This window comes from Streptomyces sp. R28 (assembly GCF_041052385.1).
GTDB lineage: Bacteria > Actinomycetota > Actinomycetes > Streptomycetales > Streptomycetaceae > Streptomyces.
In genome coordinates, this window is the sequence record NZ_CP163439.1 from 8,451,594 (window position 1) to 8,473,995 (window position 22,402).

Consider the following 22,402-nt stretch of genomic DNA (forward strand, 5'->3'; position numbering starts at 1 on the left):
CGGCTCTCTTCCCGGCCCGGTCAGCGGGCCGACGCGGCGCCGACGCTGTTCTTCAGCTCCAGCACGAGCTGCGGGCTGAGGGCGGACCCGGCCCGGTTGGCGAACACGGTCATCTCGTAGGCGATGTTGCCCAGCTTGGCCTCCTTGTCGGTGACCACGCCGAGCACGGCGCCGCTGCCGATCGCGGAGACCAGGACGTGCCCGCCCTCCAGGTCGATGATGACCTTGTTGAGGCCGCCGAGGCCGTAGTTGCCGGAGGCGCCGGCGGCCAGGCTGGTGATGCCGGAGACGATCGCGGCGAGCCGCTCGGAGTCGGCGTGCTCACGCAGGTCGGAGACGGCGATGAGCAGGCCGTCGGACGAGACGGCGATGGCGTCCACGACACCGGCCGTCTCCTTCGCGAAGCGATTCAGCAGCCACGTGAAGTCGGCTGCGGCGGCTTGCAGTTCGGCCTGTGTGGTGCCTCCCGCCGGGGTGCCACCTGTCGACGTGCTCACTGCTCCGCTCCTTCCGGGGGGTCGTTCTGGTCTTGCGTAGGGGGGGTTGGGTGGGGGACTGCGGCGGAGTGTTCTCCGGTGCCGGCGGTCCTGGTGGTACCGGTGGTGTCGCCGCGTCGGCTGTCGCGGTGCGCGCGCTCCACAGCGTCCTCGAACTCGTCGAGTGCGGCCCGCACGGCCTCGGCGTCCACGGTACGCACGGCCTGCCGCGGCGCCGCCTGCGGGGTGGAGGCGACGGTCGTCCGCAGGGTCGCCCCGCGGACGCGGCGACGCAGGGGGCGGGAGGCGGCGGCTTCGCCGGCGGCCGGGGGAGCCGCGGGCGGCGTGCCTGGCCGGGCCGTGGCGAGGGACGGGTCGGGCTGGTCGGCCCGGGCGTGATCCGCGGGTGCCCCCGCACCGTCGCCGGTCCGGGACCGGCCCGCTGCGGGGGGCTCCTCGGTGCGGGGCTCGGGGACGGACGGGGTCTCGTCCGGCTGGGCCCCGAAGGGGGCCGCCGTGTTCTCTGCCGGCGGGGTCGCCGACTGCGCCGTACCGCCCGGGGCGGCACTCCGCTGGGAGACCCGGCGGGGGAGAGGCCGCAGCCCGTCGCCGTCCGCGCCGTCGCCGGCCGGGGCGGTGTCTGCCTGTGCCGCGTCTGCCTGTGGGGCGGCCGGCCGCCGGGGCCCGGAGGCAGGGGACGACGGCGTGGCGGCGACGGGCACGGGGCTGGTGGCCGCGGCCACTTGGCCGGGACCGTCCGCCTTCGTTTCGCCGGACGTGGCCTGCGCGGTTGCCCCCGCCCCGGTACCGCCGGCGATCGCCGCCAGCGCTGCCGTGGCCAAGGACCCCGTCGTGCTTCCCGTCACGAGCAGCGACGACGGCACCGTCACCTCGGCCGTCAGGCCGCCACCCGGTGTACGCGACAGGGCGACCGCGATCTCCCAGCGGCGGGCCAGCGTGCCGACCACGAACAGGCCCAGCACCTTGGTCGGTACGAGGTCCAGTCGCTCGCGGCGGATGAGGCGGGCGTTCTCCTCGTCGAGGCGTTCGGGGCTCATGCCCAGGCCGTGGTCGGACACGACGATCACCGCGCTGCCGTGCTCGCCGTCCGCCACCGTCACCTCGACCGGGCGGCCCTCCGGCGAGAACGACACCGCGTTCTCCAGGAGTTCGGCCAGCATCAGCGTCAGGTCGCCGATGACCTCCGGCTCCACCACGACCTCGGTCCGCGCGCGCAGCTCCACCCGCTGGTAACCCTCGATCTGGCCGAGCGAGGCGCGTACGACGTTGGTGAGGGCGAGGGGCCCGGTGTCGAGGACCGCTTCGTGGATGCCGGCGAGCAGCATCAGACTGTCGGCGTTGCGGCGCAGCCGGACCGCGATGTGGTCGATGGAGTAGAGGCGCTCCAGGAGCGCGGGGTCCGTCTCGCCCCGCTCCACCGCGTCGATCAACGACAGCTGACGTGTCGTCAGGTTGCTGACCCTGCGGCCCACGTTGCCGAACATCTCCGCCGTGTTGCGCCGGCTGAGCACCTGCCGCTCCAGCAGCGCGACCGCCGTGGTCTGCACCTGGTTGAACGCGTGGGCGAGTTCGCCGATCTCGTCGCGCGCCATGACCGGCAGCTCGCCCAGCCGCGGCGGACCGTCGTCCTCGGCGTCGTCGTCGGCCACCCGGGCCAGCTCGCGCTCCGCGACGCGGGCGACCTGCCGCGCCGCACCCGTGAGGGCCTGCACCGGGCGGACCACCGAGCGGCGCACCAGCATCGCGAGGACCAGCCAGAGGGCGAAGCCGAACAGGGCGAGCCCCAGCAGCAGGAGCGCGCGCAATGCCGCCGTCTCGGAGGCGCTGTCCGCCTGGTCGGCGATCTGGTCGATGAGCGAGGTGGTGATCGCCAGCCGGGTCTTGGCCTGGTCGCGGTAGGCGCCGTAGGAGTCGAGCGCCTCCGCGAGCGACTTGCGGACCTCGGCGGGCGACTCGGCCTGCACCGCGCCCGGGTCGATCTGCAGCTCGGCGTACTGCCGGCTGATGGTGGTCTGCGCCTGGGTGTACTTGATCCCGTCGAGCGTGCGCGCCTGTGCCTCGGTGGCGAACCGGGCGAAGCGTTCCGCCTGGTGGGTGTACTCGTCGTAGGCGCCGATCGCACCGATGAACTCGATGAGCGCGTTGGAGTCACCGGTCGACGCGGAGAACACGCCGGTTTCGAAGGCGCTGTGCGCCGCGCCCGCGCGCAGCAGAGCGTCGAGCAGGTTGCCGGTGAAGGTGGTCGCGAGATCGGGATTGCGGTCCAGCCCGAGGCCGTCGATCAGCCCCTGCGCGGCATGGGTGTACGCGGGGTCGATGTTGTCGGCGGGCAGATACTTCTGCTCGACGGTCTCGCGCAGGCTGCTCAGGCCCTCGACCGTCTTCAGGGCCTGCGCCTCGGTCTCCGGAAGCTGGTCCCCGAACGCCTCGCGCACCCGCTCGACCTGGGCGTTCACCATGGACTGCGCCGTACGGTAGGCGGCGGACGAAGGCGCGCTGCCCTCGGCGGCCTCGTGCCGTACGGAGAGCAGGACGGCCTGCTGGTGCTCGGCGGCCAGCCGGTCGACGAGGGTCGCGACCTCGACGCTCTCCCGGACCAGCCGGGCGGCGTCCGCGGCGTTGCGCGACTGCGCGCTCTGGTCGGCGATGAGGTAGGCGAGGAGAGCCGCGACCATGGTCAGCGGCACACCGACCAGAAGGTTGAGCTTGCGCCTGAAGGGCCAGCGGACGGCGAAACCGCGCAGACTACGCGGGCGGAGCGCGCCCACCGCGTTCGTGGACACCGACTTGCCTCCTTCGTGGGCGTCACACGGCGCGCGAAGTCTCACGTGACCGTTGTCGATCGACTGAGGATCGGCTGTTTGCGCACGTCACCCCCGTCAATGTCGGGGAGACTACCGCCTCTTGCCGTTCGTGACCGGAACTGTACGTCAAGAATCCGTTACAACACCCTCCGCCCCAACCGTCCCTCCTGGCCTTCCCCTGCACATCGGGTCACAAGTGACCATTCTTCGAGGCCAATCGGTGACCAGATATCTCTTGACTGAAGGAGAACTGGCTGGATTGGATCAGTGGAGAGCGTTCTCTGCTCACCACAATCCCCTGAATCCGGAACGGGAATCGTGACTCTCACCGCACGCAGCAGGTCCCTCAGGAACCATCCCGGCGCGGCCGCCGTCGCGCTCGCCGCCACGGCGGCGCTGCTGGCGGGATGTTCCTCCTCCGACGACAAGTCCGACCCGCTCGCCGGGGACGGAGCGAGCGGCGACACCGTGGTCGTCGGCTCGAACAACTTCGCCGAGAGCATCCTGCTCGCCGACATCTACGGCGAGGCACTGAAGGCGAAGGGCATCAAGGTCACCTACAAGCCCAACATCGGCAGCCGCGAGACGACCTACGGCCTGCTGAAGAACGGCTCCGTCACGGTCCTGCCGGAGTACAACGGCTCGCTCCTCGCCTACCTCGACCCGAAGGCGGAGCAGAAGTCGGCCGACGCCGCGAACGCCGCGGCGAAGAGCAAGCTGGACTCGAAGCTGACGCTGCTGGAGTCCTCGCCGGCCGAGAACAAGGACTCCGTCAGCATCAACGCCGAGACGGCGAAGAAGTACAAGCTGACGGGCGAGTCCAGCCTCGAGGACCTCAAGGACATCGCCCCGGAGCTGGTGATCGGCGGTTCGCCCGAGTTCCAGACCCGGGCGCAGGGCCTGAAGGGCCTGGAGTCCGTGTACGGCCTGAAGTTCAAGTCCTTCAAGGCGCTGGACGCGGGCGGCCCGCTGACCCAGGCGGCGCTGACGAAGAACACCGTGCAGGCCGCGGACATCTTCACCACGGACCCGACCATCACCAAGGAGGGCTTCGTCGTCCTGAAGGACCCGAAGAACCTCTTCGGCTTCGCCAACGTGACCCCGCTGGTCTACAAGAGCGGCGTCTCCCAGGAGGGCGTCGACGCGCTCAACGCGGTCTCGGCCAAGCTGGACACCAAGACGCTCCTCGACCTGGACTCCCAGGTCCAGCTGGGGAACAAGGACCCGCTGGACGTGGCGAAGGCCTGGCTGAAGTCGGCCGGCCTGGCCTGACCTGCATCTGGCCCGACCTGCTCCGGCCTGACCGCCGGCAGACTCTCGCGGGGTTGTGACGGGCTCTCGTCACAACCCCGCTGTGCTGCTCAGTAGCCGACGTAGAAGGTGGCGTCCTGGCGCTCGGTCGCCGTGGAGACCGGGTCGATGCGCAGCGCGTAGTCCGCGTGCCGGATGTAGCGGGTCGGGTTGTTGTACGAGCGGAACGACGCCCAGGAGGAGTCGGCGAGGCCGGCCGTCCGGTAGAAGGTCGCGTCCCCGGCGAACGTCGACGTGCCGTCGTTCACGTCAAGGCGCAGGGCGTAGTTGTAGTGCCGCAGATAGCGGGTCGGGTAGTTGACCGACTGGAAGGACACGCCGGAGGCGTCCGCGAGGCCCGGCACCAGCTTCCACTGGGAGTCGGGGAACGGGTCGAAGGGGTACTCGTCGATCCGGCCGGCGAAGCCGCTGTGCCGGACGTAACGCGCGGGGAAGGTGTACGACTTGAGCCGGTTCCAGGCGGGGGCACCCCACTTGGCGATCAGGTTGTTGTACTCGGTCGAAGTGATCGGGTGGATGCCGCAGTGCTTGGAGTTGAGCGGCTGGGTGTAGAGCTTCTGGTCCAGCGCGGTCCAGGTCCCGGCGGCCAGGTTGCTCGTCTGCCAGACGTAGAAGACGCCGTTCGGCGTGTACGTGTCGCCCCACAGGTACCACGTGTTGCTCGTCAGGGACTTGACCACCGTGGGGGCCTCGGTGCCCCCGTGGTTCACGGCCGTGCTGAACGGGGTGAAGCTGCCGGGGTTCAGGCTCGTCGAGCGGGCGCCGACCAGGGTGCCCTCGCGCTTGAAGTAGAGGTAGTTGACGCCGTTCACGCCGACGGTGAGGTTGCCGTCGATGACGTCGTAGCCGGGGTCGAAGAAGACCTGGGGGCTGGTCGTCGTGCGGAAGTCGGTCGTGTAGCTGACCATGATGACGTTGTGGCCGCTGCTGTTCACCGACGAGTAGAGGATGCCGTACTGGCCGCGTGAGGCGTCCCAGAACGCCTCCGGCGCCCAGCTGTGCGTGCCCGTCATGTCGTGCAGCTTCAGCAGCCGGTAGCCGGTGAAGGTGCGCAGGTCGGTGGAGTCCCAGACGTGGATGTTGACGCTGGTGCGGGTCCAGTCCGTGCCGCTCAGGTCGGTCGCGAGGACGACGAACGTGCCGTCCTGCTTGCGCAGCAGGAACGGGTCGCGCAGACCGCCGGCGCCGAGGGTGGGGGTGGCGACGGGGGCGTTCTGGTTGAGCGGCGTCCACCGCAGGCCGTCGGTGCTGACGGCCAGATGGAGGTTGTAGTCCGCCTCCAGCATGGTGTTGGACTCGGTGAAGTAGACCATCGCGTACGCCGAGTCGGCGGCGTGGGCGGTTCCCGCGCCGAGGGTCAGGGCGCCGGTCGCGGCGAGCGGGACGGTCGCGGCCATGCCGAGGATCTGCCTGCGGGAGGGGTGGGCCATGTGCTCTCCAGGGGGGTGCGGACCTTCTGGTCGAGATGCCGAACGATCGCAACTGTCGATATATCGAACGGAGTTCGGTTGATCGACCAGAAGGTAGGAGAGTGTTGGGTCCGCGTCAATCACCAGGTCATCCTTGGCGGATTCCCGCCACTCGGCCGGGCGGGAGCCCGAGTGCCGCCCCCGCGCGTGCCGCCGCCCCGATCGCCACCGCGTCGGCGCCGAGGCCGGCGGGCCGGACGCGGACGGGGTGGCCGCTGACGGGTGGTTCGGCGGTCAGGGCGGCGCGGATCGGGGGCTCCATCAGCGCCCACGAGTGGCTCAGGCCACCGCCGATGACCACGGTGGTGACGTCCAGCAGGCCTGCCGTGACGAGCAGCGCACGGGCCACCGCGGTGCCTGCCGCCTCGTACACGGCGACCGCGTCCACGACGCCCGCCTCCGCCGCCTCGGCGATCTCCCGGGCCGTGCGCACGCGGCCGGTGCGCTCGGCGTAACGGGCCGCGATCGCACGGCCGGAGGCCAGGGTCTCCAGATGCCCGCGCCCGCCGCAGGTACAGGCCAGGTCACCGAAGCCACCTCGAACGCGACTTCACCGACCTGGAGTTGGACCCGCGCACGGCCGACATCGTGATCGTCAAGATCGGCTACCTGGAGCCCGAACTCTTCGCCATGGCCGCCGACTGGAAGATGGCGCTCACCCCGGGCGGCGTCGACCAGGACCCGCCCCGCCTCGGCCACCACCGCATCCGCCGGCCGATGTTCCCCTTCGCCCCCGGCATGCCCGATCCGGACCTCACGGCCCGGCTCGTCGCGCCTGCGAACCGGCCGCTCACCGGCCCCGAGGAGTGAGACGGCCTCGTTCGACGCGTGCGACCGACTCCGGCTCAGCTCGCCTTGCGGGCATCGGCGATCAGCTGGTCGATCAGGGCGATCAGGACGTCCCGGCACGACTCGCGCTCCCGCGCGTCGCACAGCAGCACCCGCACATGGTCCGGGAGCGCGAGGGCGTCCCGGATGTCCTCGGCGGGGTAGGGATGTTCGCCGTGGAAGCCGTTGACGCCGACCACGAAGGGGATGCCCCGGCGCTCGAAGAAGTCGAGCGCCGCGAAGCTGGAATCCGGCCGGCGGACGTCGACCAGGACCACCGCCCCCAGCGCGCCGAGCGCCAGGTCGTCCACATGAACCAGAAACGCTGCTGCCCGGGCGTACCGAACAGATACAGCACCAGCTCCTGGCTGATGGTGATCCGGCCGAAGTCCAGGGCCACGGTGGTGGCCCGTTTCTCCTCGATGCCACTGAGGTCGTCGATGCCCAGACCCGCCGTGGTCAGGGGCTCCTCGGTGCGCAGCGGGGTGATCTCGCTGACCGACCCGACCAAGGTGGTCTTGCCGACGCCGAAACCGCCGGCGATGAGGATCTTGACCGTGTCGGGCGGTGCGACCGATTCCACGGTGGTGTCAGAGCCGGCCAAGGCCGTCCCTCACTTTCTGCAGCAGGTCCAGGTCCGGGGTGCGGGGGGTGACGGGGTGCGGCGGGTGAACGGTGATCAGGCCCGCCTCCAGCAGATCGCAGAGCATGATGGCGACCACGCTCACCGGGAGGTCGAGATGGGCCGCGAGCTCCGCGACGGCGAGCGGCCGGGCGCAGCGCCGCAGGATCCGTGCCTGCTCGGGCTGCGGACGGGGCGCCCGCTCCGGCGGCGGATCCACCGCCGTCACCGTCGTGATCAGCGTGAAGTCGGTGCGGCTGGGCCGCGTCCGACCGCCGGTCAGCGTGAAGAGCCGTACCAGCCGGCCCGCCGGATCGTCTGAGCCCACCTCACGCACCAGGGCCGACATGGGCCCGCGGTGCCGCCGACAGATGCTCGCCGATCTTCTTCACCAGCATGTTCATCTGGTACGCCACCACACCGACGTCCGCTCCCTGGTTGGTGAGCACGACCAGGTGGGCGCCGGGCCCGGCGGAGGTCAGGATCAGATAGCTGTGGGCCATCTCGATCAGCGCCTGGCGCACCGGCCCGCCTCTGAAGTCCATGCTGACGCCCTTGCTGAGGCTCATCAGCCCGGACGCGGTCGCCGCCAGCCGCTCGGCGTCGTCGCGCAGGAAGCCGGTGGACTTGCTGACCACCAGACCGTCCTCGGAGAGCACGACGGCGTGGTTGACGTCGGCGACCCGCTCCACGAGTCCGGTGAGCAACTGGTCGAGCAGGGTGTCCGTGGCGGGGTTGGGGCGTGTCATGGCGATGTCCTTCATGAACGGTCGGCGGGCGGAGTGGAGGACGTGGGGGAGGAGGCGGAACGGGCCGAGCCGGCCGTGGGCGGCTCCGCTCGGGCACCGTCCTCACGCGCCCCCCGAGTGGCCGGGACCCGCTGGTCCTCGGCCTCGGGCGCGTTCGGGGCCTCGTGGTCGCTTTCGTCGCGGGCCTGGAGCGTCCCCCGCTGGAAGCAGGCGAGCGAGGAGGCGGCTCGTTCCGCGGTGAAGTCGTCGGCGCACCCGTCCTCTTCGGCGGACGGGGCCTCCTCGCGCAGCTCCGCGGCCAGGCTGGTCTGCGGTACCCGGCGGGGGAGCGGGGACAGGCCAGGGCGTGCCGGGGGCGCGGGGGCCGGGGCGGGCGCGGTGCGGGCCGCGACGAGCGGACGGGACTCCCGTACGGGCTCCTGCGGCTCGGCGGCCCCGGTGTGCCGCACCTCGTCCCGGTCCGGCGCGGGCACGTCCCGCACCACGATGTCGTGCGGGATCAGCACGATCGCCGTCGTGCCGCCGTACGGCGAGGAGCGCAGGGTGACGGTGATGCCGTGCCGGTGGGCGAGTCGAGAGATCACGAACATGCCGAGCCGCAGGTCGTCGGCGAGCGCCACCACGTCGAACTGCGGGAGGTCGGCCAACTGGGCGTTGAAGGAGTCGTAGTCCTCCTCGGACATGCCGAGCCCGCGGTCCTCGACCTCCACGGCCAGACCCTTGGCCACCAGCGCGGCCCGCACCTCGACCGGGGCCGGCGCGGGGGAGTACAGAGTGGCGTTCTCGATCAGCTCGGCCAGCAGATGGATCACGTCCGCCACCGCGGGCGGCGCGAGGTGCGCCTCCTCCTCGGTGTGCACCTCCACCCGCTGGTACTCGGCGACCTCGCCGACGGCACTGCGCAGGATGTCGATCAGCGCGACTGGCTCGCTCCAGCTGCGGCCGGGCCGCTCGCCGCTGATGATGACGAGGTTCTCCTCATAGCGGCGCAACTGGCTGGCGGTGGAGTCCAGTTCGTACAGGCCCTTGAGGACCTCGGGGTCCTGGTGTGCGCGCTCCAGCGCGTCGAGCTTGGTGAGCTGCAGGTTGACCAGGTTCTGGCTCTGCCGGGCGATGCCCAGGATGATCTTCTGGAAGCCGCGCCGGGTGTCGGCGAGTTCGACGGCGGTGTGCACCGCGGTGCGCTGCGCGGTGTTGAACGCCTTGGCCACCTGGCCGAGTTCGTCATGACCGTAGTCCAGCGGTGGGGTCGCCAGCTCCACATCCACCGTCTCGCCCCGCTCCAGCCGGGCCACCACGTCCGGCAGCCGCTCCTGGGCGAGGCTCAGGGTGGCCTCGCGCAGCCCGCGCAGGCGCCGGGACAGCGAGCGGGTGATCCGCCACGACATCCAGACGCACAGCAGCAGGGCGACCAGACCGCCCGCGCTCAGGGACGCGGCCTTGATCAGCAGGCTGCGCGCGTCGTCGGCGCTGCGTTGCAGCAGTCCGGTCGTCTGCTGCTGGATCAGGGCCGAGTACTCGTCGGAGACCTTGATCAGCGCGGCCCGCCACTCCTTGCGCACGTCCGGAATCGCGATGTCCCCGTCACCGCGCGCGGCGGCCCGGGCCGCGAACACCCGGTCCTCGACGGACTCCAGGGTCCGCCACTGCGCACTCCCGAGGATCCGCTCGGTGTCCGCCTTCGCGCTCCCGGTCAGCAAGGGGAGGATCTGGTCCTCGACGAGCCAGCGGCGGGTGATCACCAGCTCCGCGAACTCGGCCCACGTCTCGTCGTCCATCTTCCCCGCCGGCCCGGCCAGGGTCAGCAGCGCGTCCTCCCGGGACACCAGCTCCGCCGCGTGCTCCAGCGAGACCAGCGGACCGGCCTGCGAGGTGAGGTCGCCGTCGTCGACCTGGGAGAGTTCCTGGAAGGCGTGGATCTGGTCGTCGATGATCGACGTGTACTGACCCAGCGCCTGCACGGCCTTGATGTCCGTGGGGTTGTCCACCTGGTCCCGGTAGTACTCCAGGCTGCTCACCGACGCGACGACCGAGTACAGCCGGTCCTTGACCCGGGGCGGCGCCTGCTGGATCTCGTCCGACTGGCCGAGGAGTTGCGCGACCGCCTTGTCGGTCTTGCGGCGCTGCTCGTCCAGCGCGCTGCGGGCCGCGTCCTGGTGCGTGGCCAGCCATACGGCCGAGAAGCTGCGCTCCCGCTGCAGAGCGAGGGTGGCCTCGGTGCCCATGGCGCCGGTCGACTTGCTCAGCCCGGTCTGCGCACGCAGCGTCAGGCCCTCCGAGAACATCTGAATCGTCGTCACGCTCCAGACGGCGGCGAGCGTGACGCTGGGCACCAGCGCCAGGAGGATCAGGGAGAGACGTATGGAACCGAGGCGGCGGCGCCGGGGACCTGTCCGTGGAGACATTGTCGTCCTAGGGCGATCAGCGGAGGGGGGAGGGGCAGGGGGGAGGGGGAGAAGGAAGGGGGACGAGCGCGGAGCGCGAAGGGGGGACGCGTGTCCGATACGTCACAGGGGGGTGCGCGGGATGTTATCCGTACAAGTGAGCGTACGCGTCACGCGTGCCCCAATCTTCGGCGAGACCGTCGGCAGAAGTGTCGGCTCAGCGTGTTCCGTTGTCGGCGAACTTCGCGACCGCGGCGACGTTCGCCCTGGTGACGAACGCCGGCCCGGTGAGGACGGGGGCCTCGCCACCGCCGAGGGTGTTGCCGTTGGTCCGGTACAGCCAGAGCGAGTCCACGGCGAGATAGCCCTGCAGATACGGCTGCTGGTCCACCGCGAACTGCACGTCCCCGTCCTGGACCGCTTCGACCAGGTCCTTGTTGAGGTCGAAGGTCGCGACGTGGGCCTTGCTGTCCGCCTCCTGGGCCGACTTGACCGCGGCGAGCGCGAACTGCGCGCCGAGCGTGACCACTTCGTCGATGGTCGGGTCCTGCGTCAACCGGGAGGCGATGGTGGCGGTCGCCGCGTCCATGTCGGTGCCGTCCACGTAGAGGTTCTCGGTCTCGCCGCCGAACGCCTTCTTCACACCCGCGCAGCGCGCCTCCAGGGCGACGTTGCCGCGCTCGTGGATGACACACAGGGCGTGCTTGGCCTTCAGGTCGTCGAGCTTGTCGCCGACGGCGCGGCCCGCGACGCTCTCGTCCTGGCCGAAGTACTCGAGCAGTCCCGCGGACTGCCATTCGTCTATACCGGAGTTGATGCCGACCACGGGTATGCCGGCCGCCCGCGCCTTGGTGACCGGGCTCGTCATCGCCGACGGCTTGGCCAGGGTCACCGCGATGCCGTCGGCCTTCTGCCGGATCGCGTCCTGCACCAGCTCGGCCTGCCCGGCAGGGTCGGAGTCGTTCGCGTAGGTCAGGTCGATGTTGTCCTTGGCGGCCGCTGCCTGGGCGCCCTTCTGCACCAACTCCCAGAAGTCGTCCCCCTCGCCGCCGTGGGTGATCAGGGAGATCTTCAGCCGCGGGCTGCCGGCCGCAGCGGCCGCATCCGATGCGTCGTCGGTCCCGCCGACGGCGGAGCAGCCGGCCAGCAGGAGACAGGTCGCGGCCGTGAGGGCCGCGAGGCGAGTGAGAGCGGGGGAGGGGGGTGGAGTCTTCATGAGGGTGGGGCACCTCGCTGTGCGGCCGAGCCGGCGGAACGAACGAGAGTACAGCCCGCCGGCACGGGGACTGCGCCGACCTGGTGAACTCTCGCTGATCCGGAGCCAATCGCGTGTGACCACTGGTAGTCAAGTATGCAACAACTTGGCGTGAGCCGTTGCTGCCACATCGTGATGAACCGCTGGCGGGAGGGCGGGCCGACCACCGCCCGGGCCTCCACTGCTTGCGCTCGCAAACCGGGTCAACTCGGCTTGCGAGCCACGGCCCCGTACATCGCGATGTCCTCGTCCCGGATCACCTCGGTGCCCGTCCCGTCCGGACGCCACGTGTGGACCTGCACGATGCCCGGCTCGACGAGGTCCAGACCGGTGAAGAATTCCTCGGCCTCGGCAAGGGCGCGCAGCCGCATCGGCATGCCTCGGGCCGTGTACTCCCGGGCGACCCGGCCGACCTCGTCCGGCGCGAACTCGGCGGTGCCGATGGACATCGCGAGGCAACTGCCCGCGGGCAAGGGCTCGATCAGCCGCCGCACGATCCCCACCGCATCGTGCTCGTCCAGCAGGAAGTGCACGATCGCGATGACGGTGAGCGCGACCGGTTCGCCGAGATCGAGCGTCTCGCGGAACGCCGGGGCGTCGAGAAAGGCCGCCGGATCGAGCATGTCGGCCTCGATGTACGCGGTCCTCCCCTCGGGCGTGCTCGACACCAGCCCCTGGCACAGCGCGAGTACGAGCGGGTCGTTGTCGGCGTACACGACCCGGGACTCGGGGGCGACCGAACTGGCGATCTCATGCTGTATCGATGTGTGGCTCCGCCGCGTGGGCGCGGCCGGCCCCACGCACCCGCACCCGCCGAACTCCGCGACCTCCTACGGCGCTCCGGCGACACAAAGCCACCGGGCAACCGGACAGGCCGGGGAGCCCGGTTCAGGCGGGCTCCCCAGCCTGCTGAGCGGCCGCCGCAGCAGCCCTCTCCTTCCGGCCCCGCTGCCGCCGGCGCACCCGCGGCGCCTGGTCCGGAAGCCACCCGAACGCAAGGGAACTACCGACCACACCCAGCACAAGGCCCACGAAGAACCCGCCCAGGTTCGACGTGGGCCAGGTACCGAGGGCGACCAGGACCCCGGTGATCGAATAGAAGAGCCGCTGCGCCGGATTGAACAGGATCAGCAGGCCGAGCAGCACCATCAGGGCCGGCAGCAGATACCCCGCCAGCCCCTGCATCCCGACATGCAGAACAACCTTCATCGACGCCTTCATCGTGAGCAGGATCTCCGCCCCGCCCAGCGCGAGCAGCAGCCCGCCCCAGAACGGCCGGTCGGCCCGCCAGCGACGGAAGGCCGACCGCGATCCCGCGCCCTCACTCATCAGCAACCCGTGCTGCTGAAGCGGAGCTTCAGACCCGGCAGCTTGAACACGCCCGCAGTCGTCGCATAGTTGGTCTGCCGCAGATTGGCGATGCGCACGGTGTCCGCCTGCTGGCTGAAGACGCCGATCGGCCCCTTCACTCCGGCCTTGGTCAACGTACTCGCGTCGTTGCCGATCTCGATGTTGGTGAACGCCGCGTCACCCGTCAGCTCGGTCGAGTCGGTGGTCAGATCGCTGGCCTGCACCTTCTCCGACCCTCCACCCGCGGTGATGAGCAGGTTGGTGCCGCCGAGGTCGACGCTCTGGCACAGCTTCGTGAGCGTCGCGTTCTTGATCGCGGACGTGACGACCAGTACCTGGCCGCCGGTGTCCCCCGCGTTGGGGCTGCCCGGCGCCATCTCGTCGAGGCCGCCGAACTGCTCGAACCCGGTGCCGTTGAGCTCGGTCGCGGTGACCGTGAAGGGCATGCCGGAGATGGCGAACTGCACGCCCAGCGCGCCTTCGGCGGTGAGGACCGCGAGGGCGCCGGCGACGAGGGTGGCCGGCACCGCCATCACGGCGGCCCGGCGTGCCCGGACCCGCCCGCGTCTCGCGGGGCCGTCGGTGGTGTCGGACGCTTCGGACCCGGAACCGCTTTCCGGGTTCTCGGGGAAGTTCTCGGCGGACGAGGTGACGTCCGAGGACGAGGCCATAACTGCTCCCAGGTGCATGAAAGTGCGGGTAGGGCATCAGCGGCACGTTGTCCTGGCGCGGACAGCGCCCACGGCGCACGCCCCTTGCAACTCCCGGCGGGTGCAAGGGCTTTCTCGTACTCCGCAGTAGCCAGCCGGGAAGTTACCGGTGGTTACAGGCGAGGGTCAAGGCGGTTATGGAAAAAGAGTGTTGATTGTGTGTCACCTGTGGGCCGCGGAGGCTTCCGGGCCTCACGAAAGCTCGAACGGCAGCATCAACTCCCTTGACACTCCTTGACGTTGACTGACCATCAGGTCTACAACTTGCCCTGGCTCCCCCCTGGATCCGTGGCGCCGGATCCGCCGTCGCGTGGCCTTGGCCCGCGTTCCCGGACCTGATGTCCTTCACATTTTCTCGAGATCACTCCACGGCGCCGTCACGGTCGCTTCCCCCTCGGCCCGTGCCGGACGCCCCCCCCGCCCGGACCGGCCGGAGCCCTTCCCACGGTCTCCGGCCGGTCACCGGTCGGGCTGCCGCTGCCGGTCCGTGATGTACGGAGAAGGCGTCACGGACCGGCAACGGCGCTCACCGACTCGAGCGCCCCCCACCCCCCGGAACACCCCCGAACCCCTGAGCCGCTCAGCTGCCCTCAGGGCACACCCCCGCAACGAAAGCCGAGGTACACCCGCATGCGTACGCGCACCCTCCTCACCCTCGCCGGCACCGTCGCCGCCCTCACCCTCCCCATGGCTGTCCCCGCCTCCGCGGCCGACGGCACCGTTCTGACCACCGGCTCGGTCGGCGGTACGGCCGTCGCGGTCGGCGAGGTTCTCACCGCGCCGCTGGCGAGCGGCTCCGCCGCCACGTTCTACTCCAGCGCGACCGGTACGAGCGGCATCTCCTGCACGTCGTCGCAGTTCACGGCCACCGTGGCGGACAACCCCGGCGCACCGGGCACCGCGACGGAGTCGGTCTCCGCACACACCTTCGACGCCGCCAGCTGCACCACCAACGTGGTCGGCGTGCTCGGCGTCACCGGCATCACGGTCAACAACCTGCCGTACAGCGCCGCCGTGGCCTCCGACGGCACCGTCACCGTCACCCCGGCCGAGGGCTCCGTCATCCAGACGACGGGCGTCCTGCGGACCCTGCTGGGCAGCATCAACTGCGTCTACCAGGCCCCCAGCCTGTCCGGCACGGCGAGCAACGTCGACAACACCATCAACTTCAACCGCGCGCAGTTCACCAAGGTCTCCGGCTCGTCCCTCTGCTTCGCCAACGGCTACTTCACCGCCAAGTACGCCCCGGTGACCGGAAGCGGCGCGGCGGTGTACGTCAACTGACGCCTGCCGGGCGGGAGTTCACCTCCGGCGCAATCGCAGCGCCAGGGCGGCGCCCCCGGTGAGCACCAGCACCGCGGCGGCGCCGCCCGTCAGTAGGGGCGTCGAGGGCCCCGAACCGGTACCGCCGGTGGCCGCCACCGGCGTGCTGTCGGGCGCGGCGCCCTCCTGGGCACCCGGGGCCGCAGGGCCGGGCGGTGCGGAAGCCGTCGGGGAGGCGGTCGTACGTGGCTCGCCCGTCGGCTCGGTCGCCGGCGAAGGGCCGGAATTCGTACGGCCGTTGCCGCGGTTCGCGTTCGCGGCGGCGGAAGCCGTGCCGTCGCCGCCGCCGCCGCTCGCCTCGGCGTCGCTGTCCTGCTCGGCCGGGAACACCACGTCCGAGCACGAGTAGTACGTGTCCGGCGTACTGCTGTTCTGCCAGATCGTGTACAGCACATGACGCCCGGCCCGGTCGGACGGCAGCGTCGCCCTGATCCGGTACGCCCCGTCCGTCAGCGCCGGGTCCGTCACTTGCGCGAACGGCTTCTCCGGCAGGTCGGACCAGGTCAGCGGCTTCGTCGGGTCGTAGCCGGGCTTGGTGAGGTAGAGCTTGAAGGTGCCGGTGTGCGGGATCGTCGAGACGTACCGCATCGTCAGGGTGGAGCCGGGCGTCAGCCTGGTCGACGGCCAGTCGGCGCGGGCGAGGTCGAGGCCCCGGTAGGCCGGCAGTCCGCCGCTGCACAGCTGCCCGTCGGGGACCACCTGCCGGTCCCGGCCGTTCACATTCGCGATCCGAAGGTTGTCCCAGGCGGTGAAGGGCGCACCGTTCGACGCGACCGCCGCCCGGCAGGCCGCCGACCGGGACGCGCTGCCGCCGTCGGGGGAGCAGCCGTACACCCGGCTGACCGGATCCGTCGGCGCACCGTGCGCACGGGCCGGGCCCGCCACCCACACCGTGAGCAGCAAAGGCGTGACGGCGGTGGCCGCCAGGGCAGTGCGGTGCGATTTCATCCAGGGCATCCGGGACATCCGGAACGTCTCCTCGGCCGGCACGGGAAGGGTCCTCGTCCAGTACGGGAATCCGGTCCGGCGCGTTCACTGCGCGACGAGCCGGGCAAAGCCCGTCAATACCGGTCAACCATCCGACGTAGAGGGTGGCTTTCCGGCCGGATCGAGGGTTTCCCCTGTATCCCGATGACCTTTTCTTTGCCTATCGTTCGACCACAGCCGACCCACAGGTAACCCCGAACGGGTCGTAGCTCGCGCCAGGCCGGCCGCCGCGCGCCCCGCACTTCGCACCGCTCCCACCGCCTTCTCGGCGTACCCCCCGCCGCTTCGAGGACGAAGCGAATCGACCGCCGCTCCGCGCTGCCCGGAGTACGGCCGGCCACGAAAGGCAATCCCTTGCGCACCTCTGCATCCACCAGACGGAAGCTGATATCCGTCGCCGCGGTCTCCGCCGCGCTGTTCACGGTCGGCACCACCGTCGCCGTGGCCCAGGACACCGCCGCCCCGCAGGCCGCCGCCCCCGTCCCGGCGGCCCAGACGGAGGCCGCCCCCGGTACCCCGGCCGAGCGCCTCATCGTCGGCTACAAGTCCGGCGCCGCCGAGGCCAAGTCGAACAAGGCCGCCGAGGCCGACGCCGCAGCCAAGGGCAAGGAAGCCGGCGAGGACCTCGACTTCCAGCGCCGCCTCGGCTCCGGCGCCGCCCTCGTCGACCTGGGCGAGAACCTGACCCGGACCGACGTCGCCGACGTCGTCGCCGAGTACCGGGCGGACCCGCAGGTCGCCTACGTCGTACCGGACCGGCTGAACAAGGCGCTGGCCACCCCCAACGACACCGAGTACAGCAAGCAGTGGGACCTGTTCGAGACCACCGCGGGCATGAACGTGCCGGGCGCGTGGGACGTCACCACCGGCAGCGGGGTGACCGTCGCCGTCATCGACACCGGCTACGTCACCCACTCCGACCTCGGCGCCAACATCGTCGGCGGCTACGACTTCATCTCCGACACCGCGGTCTCCAACGACGGCAACGGACGCGACAGCAACCCGGCCGACACGGGCGACTGGACCACCGACGGCCAGTGCGCCACCGACTGGACGGCCACCACCTCCTCCTGGCACGGCACCCACGTCGCGGGCACCATCGCCGCCGTCACCAACAACAGCAAGGGCGTCGCCGGCATCGCGTACGGCGCGAAGGTCTCCCCGCTGCGCGTCCTCGGCCAGTGCGGCGGCTTCGACTCGGACATCATCGACGCCATCACCTGGGCGTCCGGCGGTACGGTCTCCGGCGTCCCCGCGAACACCAATGTCGCCAAGGTCATCAACATGAGCCTCGGCGGTGGCGGCGCCTGCTCCTCGGCGACCCAGAGCGCCATCAACGCCGCGGTGAACCGCGGTACCACGGTGGTCGTCGCGGCGGGCAACGAGAACCAGAACGCCTCCAACTCCTCCCCGGCGAACTGCAACAACGTCATCTCGGTGGCCGCGCTGGGCCGCTCCGGCGCCAAGGCCTCCTACTCCAACTTCGGCTCGACCGTGGACATCGCGGCCCCCGGCGGCGAGACCCGTACCACTACGGCCAACGGGATCCTGTCCACGCTGAACACCGGCACCCAGGGCCCGTCGAGCGAGACGTACAAGTACTACCAGGGCACCAGCATGGCCGCCCCGCACATCGCGGGCCTGGCCGCGCTGATGAAGTCGGCGAACGCGTCACTGACCCCGGCGCAGATCGAGTCCGCGATCAAGACCAACTCGCGTGCCCTGCCCGGTACTTGCTCGGGCGGCTGCGGCGCCGGCCTCGCGGACGCGGCCAAGACGGTGCAGGCGGTGAGCGGCAGCTCCGGCGGCTCCACGGGGGGCACCACCTTCACCAGCAGCTCCGCGGTCTCCGTCCCGGACAACGGCTCCGCGATCGAGTCCTCCATCGCCGTCAGCGGCCGCAGCGGCAACGCCCCGTCGGCCCTCCAGGTCGGCGTGGACATCACCCACACCTTCCGCGGTGACCTGGTCATCGACCTGGTGGCGCCGGACGGTTCGACGTACCGCCTGAAGTCCGCCAGTTCCTCGGACTCCGCGGACAACGTCAACACCACCTACACGGTCAACGCCTCCAGCGAGACCGCCAACGGCACCTGGAAGCTGCGTGTCCAGGACACCGCGGCCCAGGACACGGGCACGCTCAACAGCTGGAAGCTCACCTTCTGAGCAGAGGATGACCTGCTGAAGCGGACGCGGACGACAGCCGCCGCGACCGACAACTGAACGCGCGCCCTGCACGGGTGCGTACCACAAGCGGGCGGGCCGGCCGGTGCGGATGGGGCATCGGCCGGCCCGTCGTACGTCGAGGGCGTTTCGAGCACCGACCGGGCCGACGGAAACCGTCGGTCCGGTCGGTGTCGTGTACTCAGTGTGCGGACAGGTCCATGGCGGCCGGTTCGACGTCCGCGGCATCGAGGGCGGCCAGCACGCGCACCCCGCGATCGGGTTCCCGGTCGATACCGGTCAGCAGGCCCGGCAGCGCGATGCTCGGCAGGAGGTGTCCCCACAGGACCGAGATCCGCTCCGCCAGATCGTCGCGGTCGTTCAGTGCCCGGGACATCAGCTGGATGCCCGCGAACGCACCGACCAGCAGCTCCACCGTCTGCCTGGGCTGCACGGTCGGCAGCAACTCGCCCTGGTCGCGGGCCCGTTCGAGTATCCCGACCAGATGGTCGGCCCACTGCCTGAACGGCCCGGAGTGATCCACGCCGGGCGGCGCGCACTGGTCCACCGCCAGTCGCACGCTGCCCTTGAGCAGCGAGTTGCTGAGCAGTCGCTGTCCGAACACGAAGGTGATGTCGACGAGTTCCTGCAGCTTGCACGGCTGCGGCGGCACCGCGCCGAGCGACAACTGCTCGTCCAGCACGGCCTGGGCGAGGGATTCCTTCGAGGGAAAGTGGAAATACAGGGCACCCTTGGTCACCTCGGCCCGCTCCAGGACCATCGTGATCGTCGTCGCGGTGTACCCGTGCTCGTCGAAGACCGCGCCCGCGGCCTCCAGGATGACCTTCCGCGTTCGGATGGCGCGCTCCTGCCTCGCCATAACAGCCCCTCCGCTGCGCCGAGTTGGCCTCTGCGCCCGGCGTGCGCCGGAGCGGGTTCGGGCACGGTCGGGCGACCCAAGGCCGCATTGAAAACAAACCGGTCGCCTCGTACTCTAAACGCTCGCGGCACCGGCTCCTCGCCGTCTGTCCAGGTACATACGGGGGGACCCAAGGAGGGGACATGCCTTACCCGCGGCAATTCGTCACGATCCCGCTCGCCGAGACCCCGGCGGTGCCGGACGGCCTGACCGCCACGGTACCTCGTGAGCTCGTCCACCGAGCCTCCGTCGCTGAAACGTTTCTCACCGGGGCGAACCGCACCGGAACCGACCGCTTCACCGTCTTCGCCCAATGGCCGCGCGCTCATCAGTTACACGTGTCGTCGGACCGGTCGACGTACGAACCGCTGCTGGTCGCGGAGACCGTCCGCCAGGCCGGCGCACTCCTCGCGCACACCGCCTACGGCGTGCCGCTGGGCCACCAGTTCGTGCTCAGGGAACTGCGGATCAACACCCGCCCCGGGCAGCTGGCCGTCGGTGCCGTGCCCGCCGAACCCGTCCTCCACATCACCGTCTCCGACATCGACCAGCGCGGCGGCCGTCCGGCCGGATTCCGCTACGACGCGGACGTACGGCTCGGCGGTGAACGCGTCGCGACCGGGCACATAGCCGTCACCTGGACGAACGAAGCCGTCTACCGCCGACTGCGCGGGGGCCGCACCGCGACCACCGTGTCCGCCCTGCCCGTGCCGCCCGGTCTGGCGCCTGCCGAGGTGGACCGCGCCCTGCCCGCGGACGTCGTCCTCGCCCCGGCCGACCACCACGGCCGTTGGCGGCTGCGAGTTGATACCGGGCATGCTGTTTTCTTCGACCATCCCCTGGATCACGTGCCCGGAATGCTGCTGCTGGAGGCCGCCCGGCAGGCCGCACGGACCCGCACACGGAACCGCCGGCGGCGGCCCGTTTCGTTCCTCGCCGTCTTCCATCAGTACGCCGAACTCGACCAGCTCACCTGGATAGACGTGGTCGACGGGGAGGGCGTGAACGGCACCGGCGTCCAAGTCCTGGGACGGCAGGGGGAGTCGACGGTTTTCGAGTGCGAGGTGGGGACCGAGGGGCGGTGAGATATCGTGTGCGTAGAGATCAAAACAAACGGCACGACCCGTTCTTTTCCTTCTCAGGAGTGTCCAGCCGATGGCGAGGCAATTACGCGCCGAGCAGACCCGCACCACGATCCTCACCGCCGCCGCCGAACTCTTCGACCGGCACGGCTATGAATCGACCAGCCTCAGCGACATCGTCGAGCACGCCCAAGTCACCAAGGGCGCCCTGTACTTCCACTTCGCCGCGAAGGAGGACCTCGCCCAGGCCATCATGGAGCTCCAGTCCAGAGCCTCCCGGCAGATGGCGAGCGAGATGGACGGCCGGGGCTACTCCTGTCTGGAGGCCCTGATACGCACGACGTTCGGCATCACACGCCTGTCCGTCGAAGGGCCGATACCCCGGGCCGGACTGCGCCTCGCCACGGGGGGAGTGCTGATACGACCGCCCCTGCGGCACCCCTACACCGAGCTGCTGGACATCACCACCCGCAAACTCCTCGGCGCCGCCAAGGAGTCCGACATCCACCCGGACGTCGACGTCGAGGCCGCGGCCCACTCCCTCGTCTGCTTCTTCGTCGGCACCCGCGTCGTCGGCCGCTCCCTCGAACCCGTCGCACGCCAGCCCCGCAGGGTGGCCGAGATGTGGTACCTCATGATCCGCGGCCTGGTCCCGGTACCCCGCCGGGCCCGCTATCTCGCGCTCGCGACACAGCTGGAGCGGGAGATCAGAGCCGTATGACAGGCGCGATACCGTGAGCCGTATGCCCGACAGGTCCGCCACCCCGCTCGCGCCCGTGCTCCTCGGCAACGAACCCGGCTCGTTCCCGCACAGCGTGCTCGCCGAGCGGCATCCCGCGATCATCCGGCAGGTACGGGAGTCCTTCCCGTACGGCCCCGAGCGGCACCGCGCGCTGGACGCGCTCCTCGCGAGCTGCACCAAGGGCGTGATCGAACCGCTCCCCGCCGACGCGCACGACGCGGAGCGCTGGACGTCATGGGGCGCCGAGGCCTGCACCCGCCGGTCCTGGTTCGACGTGCCGTGGCTGTGGTCGGAGAGCTACTTCTACCGTCAACTCCTCGAAGCCGTCGGCTACTTCACCCCGGGCCCCTGGCAGGGCATCGACCCCTTCCGGCCCTCCAAGCTGGCCGAACTCGACGCCCCCGAGACGGACGAGGAACTAGCAGCCCTCGACGCCCTCGCGGACCGGCCTGCCCACGAGCAGGACCGGGCGCTGCTGCACGGGTCGCTGTGGGGCAACCGCGCGGACCTCGGATTCCGTATGTCGGCCGTGCGGGACGAGACCTCCTCGGACACCCCGCCCCTGGTCGCCGACGACAGCGAGACCCTCTGGTCCCTCCTGCCGCCCTCGGGCTCGGCCACCCTGTGCCTGATCGCCGACAACGCGGGCCGCGAACTCGTCCCCGACCTGCTCCTCGTCGCCCACCTCCTCACCCAGGGGCGTGTCGCACGGGCGGTCCTGCACGTCAAGCCGTACCCCTACTACGTCTCCGACGCCACGCACGCCGACGTGCTCGATGCCCTGCGCCGGCTGACGCAGGCACCGGGCGCGGCCGCGACGTACGGCCGCGTGCTCTGGTCGGCGCTGACGGACGGCCGCCTCACCGTGCGCGCCCACCCCTTCGCCGCCGCCCCACTGCCGTACGCGCAGATGCCCGCCGACCTCCGCGAGGAGCTCGCCACGGCCACGCTCACCCTCGTCAAGGGCGACCTCAACTACCGGCGTCTCGTCGGCGACCGGCTCTGGCCGCCGACGACACCGTTCACCGACCTGACCGCCCACTTCCCCGGCCCGGTCGCGGCCCTGCGCACCCTGAAGTCCGACGTGATCACCGGCCTGGACGCCCGCACGGAGGCGGCGCTGGTGGCGGCGGAGGGGCAGAAGTGGCGGACCGGGGGGACGCACGCGCTGATCCAGGTACGGACGTGACAACCGCACCGGTTCGCC

General features: G+C 70.7%; 17 protein-coding genes and 4 pseudogenes. 7 read left to right on the forward strand and 14 right to left on the reverse strand.

Annotated features, from left to right (window positions below):
* Nucleotides 1-20: 20 nt before the first annotated feature.
* Together AB5J49_RS37010 and AB5J49_RS37015 are read right to left on the reverse strand one after the other, a co-directional pair.
* Nucleotides 21-497 carry a roadblock/LC7 domain-containing protein gene (locus AB5J49_RS37010; protein WP_369173205.1) on the reverse strand — a complete coding sequence of 159 codons (477 nt, stop codon included), beginning with the start codon at nucleotides 495-497 and terminating at the stop codon, nucleotides 21-23.
* Nucleotides 494-3,280, reverse strand: a complete 2,787-nt coding sequence (locus tag AB5J49_RS37015) for an ATP-binding protein (protein ID WP_369173206.1) — start codon at nucleotides 3,278-3,280, stop codon at nucleotides 494-496. The genes AB5J49_RS37010 and AB5J49_RS37015 overlap by 4 nt, the downstream gene beginning before the upstream one ends.
* 339 nt (nucleotides 3,281-3,619) lie before the next feature.
* Between AB5J49_RS37015 and AB5J49_RS37020 the strand changes: the two genes are divergently transcribed.
* Nucleotides 3,620-4,573 carry an ABC transporter substrate-binding protein gene (locus AB5J49_RS37020; RefSeq protein WP_369173207.1) on the forward strand — a complete coding sequence of 318 codons (954 nt, stop codon included), beginning with the start codon at nucleotides 3,620-3,622 and terminating at the stop codon, nucleotides 4,571-4,573.
* Between the two features lie 89 nt (nucleotides 4,574-4,662).
* Here AB5J49_RS37020 and AB5J49_RS37025 read toward each other — a convergent pair whose 3' ends face one another.
* On the reverse strand, nucleotides 4,663-6,042 hold the full coding sequence (locus tag AB5J49_RS37025; RefSeq protein WP_369173208.1) for a glycoside hydrolase family 43 protein: 1,380 nt from the start codon (nucleotides 6,040-6,042) through the stop codon (nucleotides 4,663-4,665).
* A 127-nt stretch (nucleotides 6,043-6,169) separates the two neighbouring features.
* A pseudogene (locus tag AB5J49_RS37030) lies at nucleotides 6,170-6,616 on the reverse strand (ROK family protein); the annotation flags it as partial.
* An 11-nt stretch (nucleotides 6,617-6,627) separates the two neighbouring features.
* Here AB5J49_RS37030 and AB5J49_RS37035 point away from each other — a divergent pair.
* Nucleotides 6,628-6,891, forward strand: a pseudogene (locus tag AB5J49_RS37035) (MlrC C-terminal domain-containing protein); the annotation flags it as partial.
* A gap of 35 nt (nucleotides 6,892-6,926) precedes the next feature.
* Here AB5J49_RS37035 and AB5J49_RS37040 read toward each other — a convergent pair.
* The 8 genes and pseudogenes from AB5J49_RS37040 to AB5J49_RS37075 form a co-directional block, all read right to left on the reverse strand.
* Nucleotides 6,927-7,513 (reverse strand): annotated as a pseudogene (locus tag AB5J49_RS37040) (ATP/GTP-binding protein).
* Nucleotides 7,500-7,880, reverse strand: a complete 381-nt coding sequence (locus AB5J49_RS37045; RefSeq protein WP_369173209.1) for a DUF742 domain-containing protein — start codon at nucleotides 7,878-7,880, stop codon at nucleotides 7,500-7,502. Before AB5J49_RS37045 ends, AB5J49_RS37040 begins: the two are co-directional and overlap by 14 nt.
* Complete coding sequence (locus AB5J49_RS37050) at nucleotides 7,861-8,280, reverse strand: roadblock/LC7 domain-containing protein (RefSeq protein ID WP_369173210.1); 420 nt, start codon at nucleotides 8,278-8,280, stop codon at nucleotides 7,861-7,863. The genes AB5J49_RS37045 and AB5J49_RS37050 overlap by 20 nt, the downstream gene beginning before the upstream one ends.
* 11 nt (nucleotides 8,281-8,291) lie before the next feature.
* The gene (locus tag AB5J49_RS37055) at nucleotides 8,292-10,685 is read right to left on the reverse strand and encodes a nitrate- and nitrite sensing domain-containing protein (protein ID WP_369173211.1); all 2,394 of its coding nucleotides are present in this window, start codon (nucleotides 10,683-10,685) and stop codon (nucleotides 8,292-8,294) included.
* A 196-nt stretch (nucleotides 10,686-10,881) separates the two neighbouring features.
* Entirely contained in the window at nucleotides 10,882-11,880 is a 999-nt protein-coding gene (locus AB5J49_RS37060; protein WP_369173212.1) for a substrate-binding domain-containing protein, read from the reverse strand.
* A gap of 242 nt (nucleotides 11,881-12,122) precedes the next feature.
* Nucleotides 12,123-12,674: pseudogene (locus AB5J49_RS37065) on the reverse strand (SAM-dependent methyltransferase); the annotation flags it as partial.
* Nucleotides 12,675-12,807: 133 nt separating this feature from the next.
* Nucleotides 12,808-13,248: a DUF6114 domain-containing protein gene (locus AB5J49_RS37070; RefSeq protein WP_369173213.1), complete on the reverse strand. Its 441-nt coding sequence runs from the start codon at nucleotides 13,246-13,248 to the stop codon at nucleotides 12,808-12,810.
* Nucleotides 13,248-13,940 carry a DUF6230 family protein gene (locus tag AB5J49_RS37075; protein ID WP_369173214.1) on the reverse strand — a complete coding sequence of 231 codons (693 nt, stop codon included), beginning with the start codon at nucleotides 13,938-13,940 and terminating at the stop codon, nucleotides 13,248-13,250. Before AB5J49_RS37075 ends, AB5J49_RS37070 begins: the two co-directional genes overlap by 1 nt.
* A 669-nt stretch (nucleotides 13,941-14,609) precedes the next feature.
* Here AB5J49_RS37075 and AB5J49_RS37080 point away from each other — a divergent pair.
* Nucleotides 14,610-15,263 (forward strand): Tat pathway signal sequence domain protein, encoded by a 654-nt coding sequence (locus tag AB5J49_RS37080; protein WP_369173215.1) that lies wholly within the window; start codon nucleotides 14,610-14,612, stop codon nucleotides 15,261-15,263.
* Nucleotides 15,264-15,281: 18 nt separating this feature from the next.
* On the opposite strand, the gene AB5J49_RS37085 is transcribed toward AB5J49_RS37080, so the two are convergent.
* The gene (locus AB5J49_RS37085) at nucleotides 15,282-16,259 is read right to left on the reverse strand and encodes a lytic polysaccharide monooxygenase (RefSeq protein WP_369175383.1); all 978 of its coding nucleotides are present in this window, start codon (nucleotides 16,257-16,259) and stop codon (nucleotides 15,282-15,284) included.
* Between the two features lie 384 nt (nucleotides 16,260-16,643).
* Between AB5J49_RS37085 and AB5J49_RS37090 the strand changes: the two genes are divergently transcribed.
* Complete coding sequence (locus tag AB5J49_RS37090) at nucleotides 16,644-18,455, forward strand: S8 family serine peptidase (RefSeq protein ID WP_369173216.1); 1,812 nt, start codon at nucleotides 16,644-16,646, stop codon at nucleotides 18,453-18,455.
* Nucleotides 18,456-18,654: 199 nt separating this feature from the next.
* Here AB5J49_RS37090 and AB5J49_RS37095 read toward each other — a convergent pair whose 3' ends face one another.
* Nucleotides 18,655-19,332, reverse strand: a complete 678-nt coding sequence (locus tag AB5J49_RS37095; protein WP_369173217.1) for a ScbR family autoregulator-binding transcription factor — start codon at nucleotides 19,330-19,332, stop codon at nucleotides 18,655-18,657.
* Between the two features lie 182 nt (nucleotides 19,333-19,514).
* Here AB5J49_RS37095 and AB5J49_RS37100 point away from each other — a divergent pair, with 182 nt between their 5' ends.
* The 3 genes from AB5J49_RS37100 (at nucleotide 19,515) to AB5J49_RS37110 (ending at nucleotide 22,384) form a co-directional block, all read left to right on the forward strand.
* A complete protein-coding gene (locus AB5J49_RS37100; protein WP_369173218.1) occupies nucleotides 19,515-20,456 on the forward strand; it encodes a ScbA/BarX family gamma-butyrolactone biosynthesis protein in 942 nt (313 codons plus the stop codon).
* A gap of 70 nt (nucleotides 20,457-20,526) precedes the next feature.
* Nucleotides 20,527-21,174, forward strand: coding sequence for a ScbR family autoregulator-binding transcription factor (locus AB5J49_RS37105; protein ID WP_369173219.1), 648 nt, complete (start codon nucleotides 20,527-20,529; stop codon nucleotides 21,172-21,174).
* Nucleotides 21,175-21,196: 22 nt separating this feature from the next.
* A complete protein-coding gene (locus tag AB5J49_RS37110; RefSeq protein ID WP_369173220.1) occupies nucleotides 21,197-22,384 on the forward strand; it encodes a damage-control phosphatase ARMT1 family protein in 1,188 nt (395 codons plus the stop codon).
* Nucleotides 22,385-22,402: the final 18 nt, after the last annotated feature.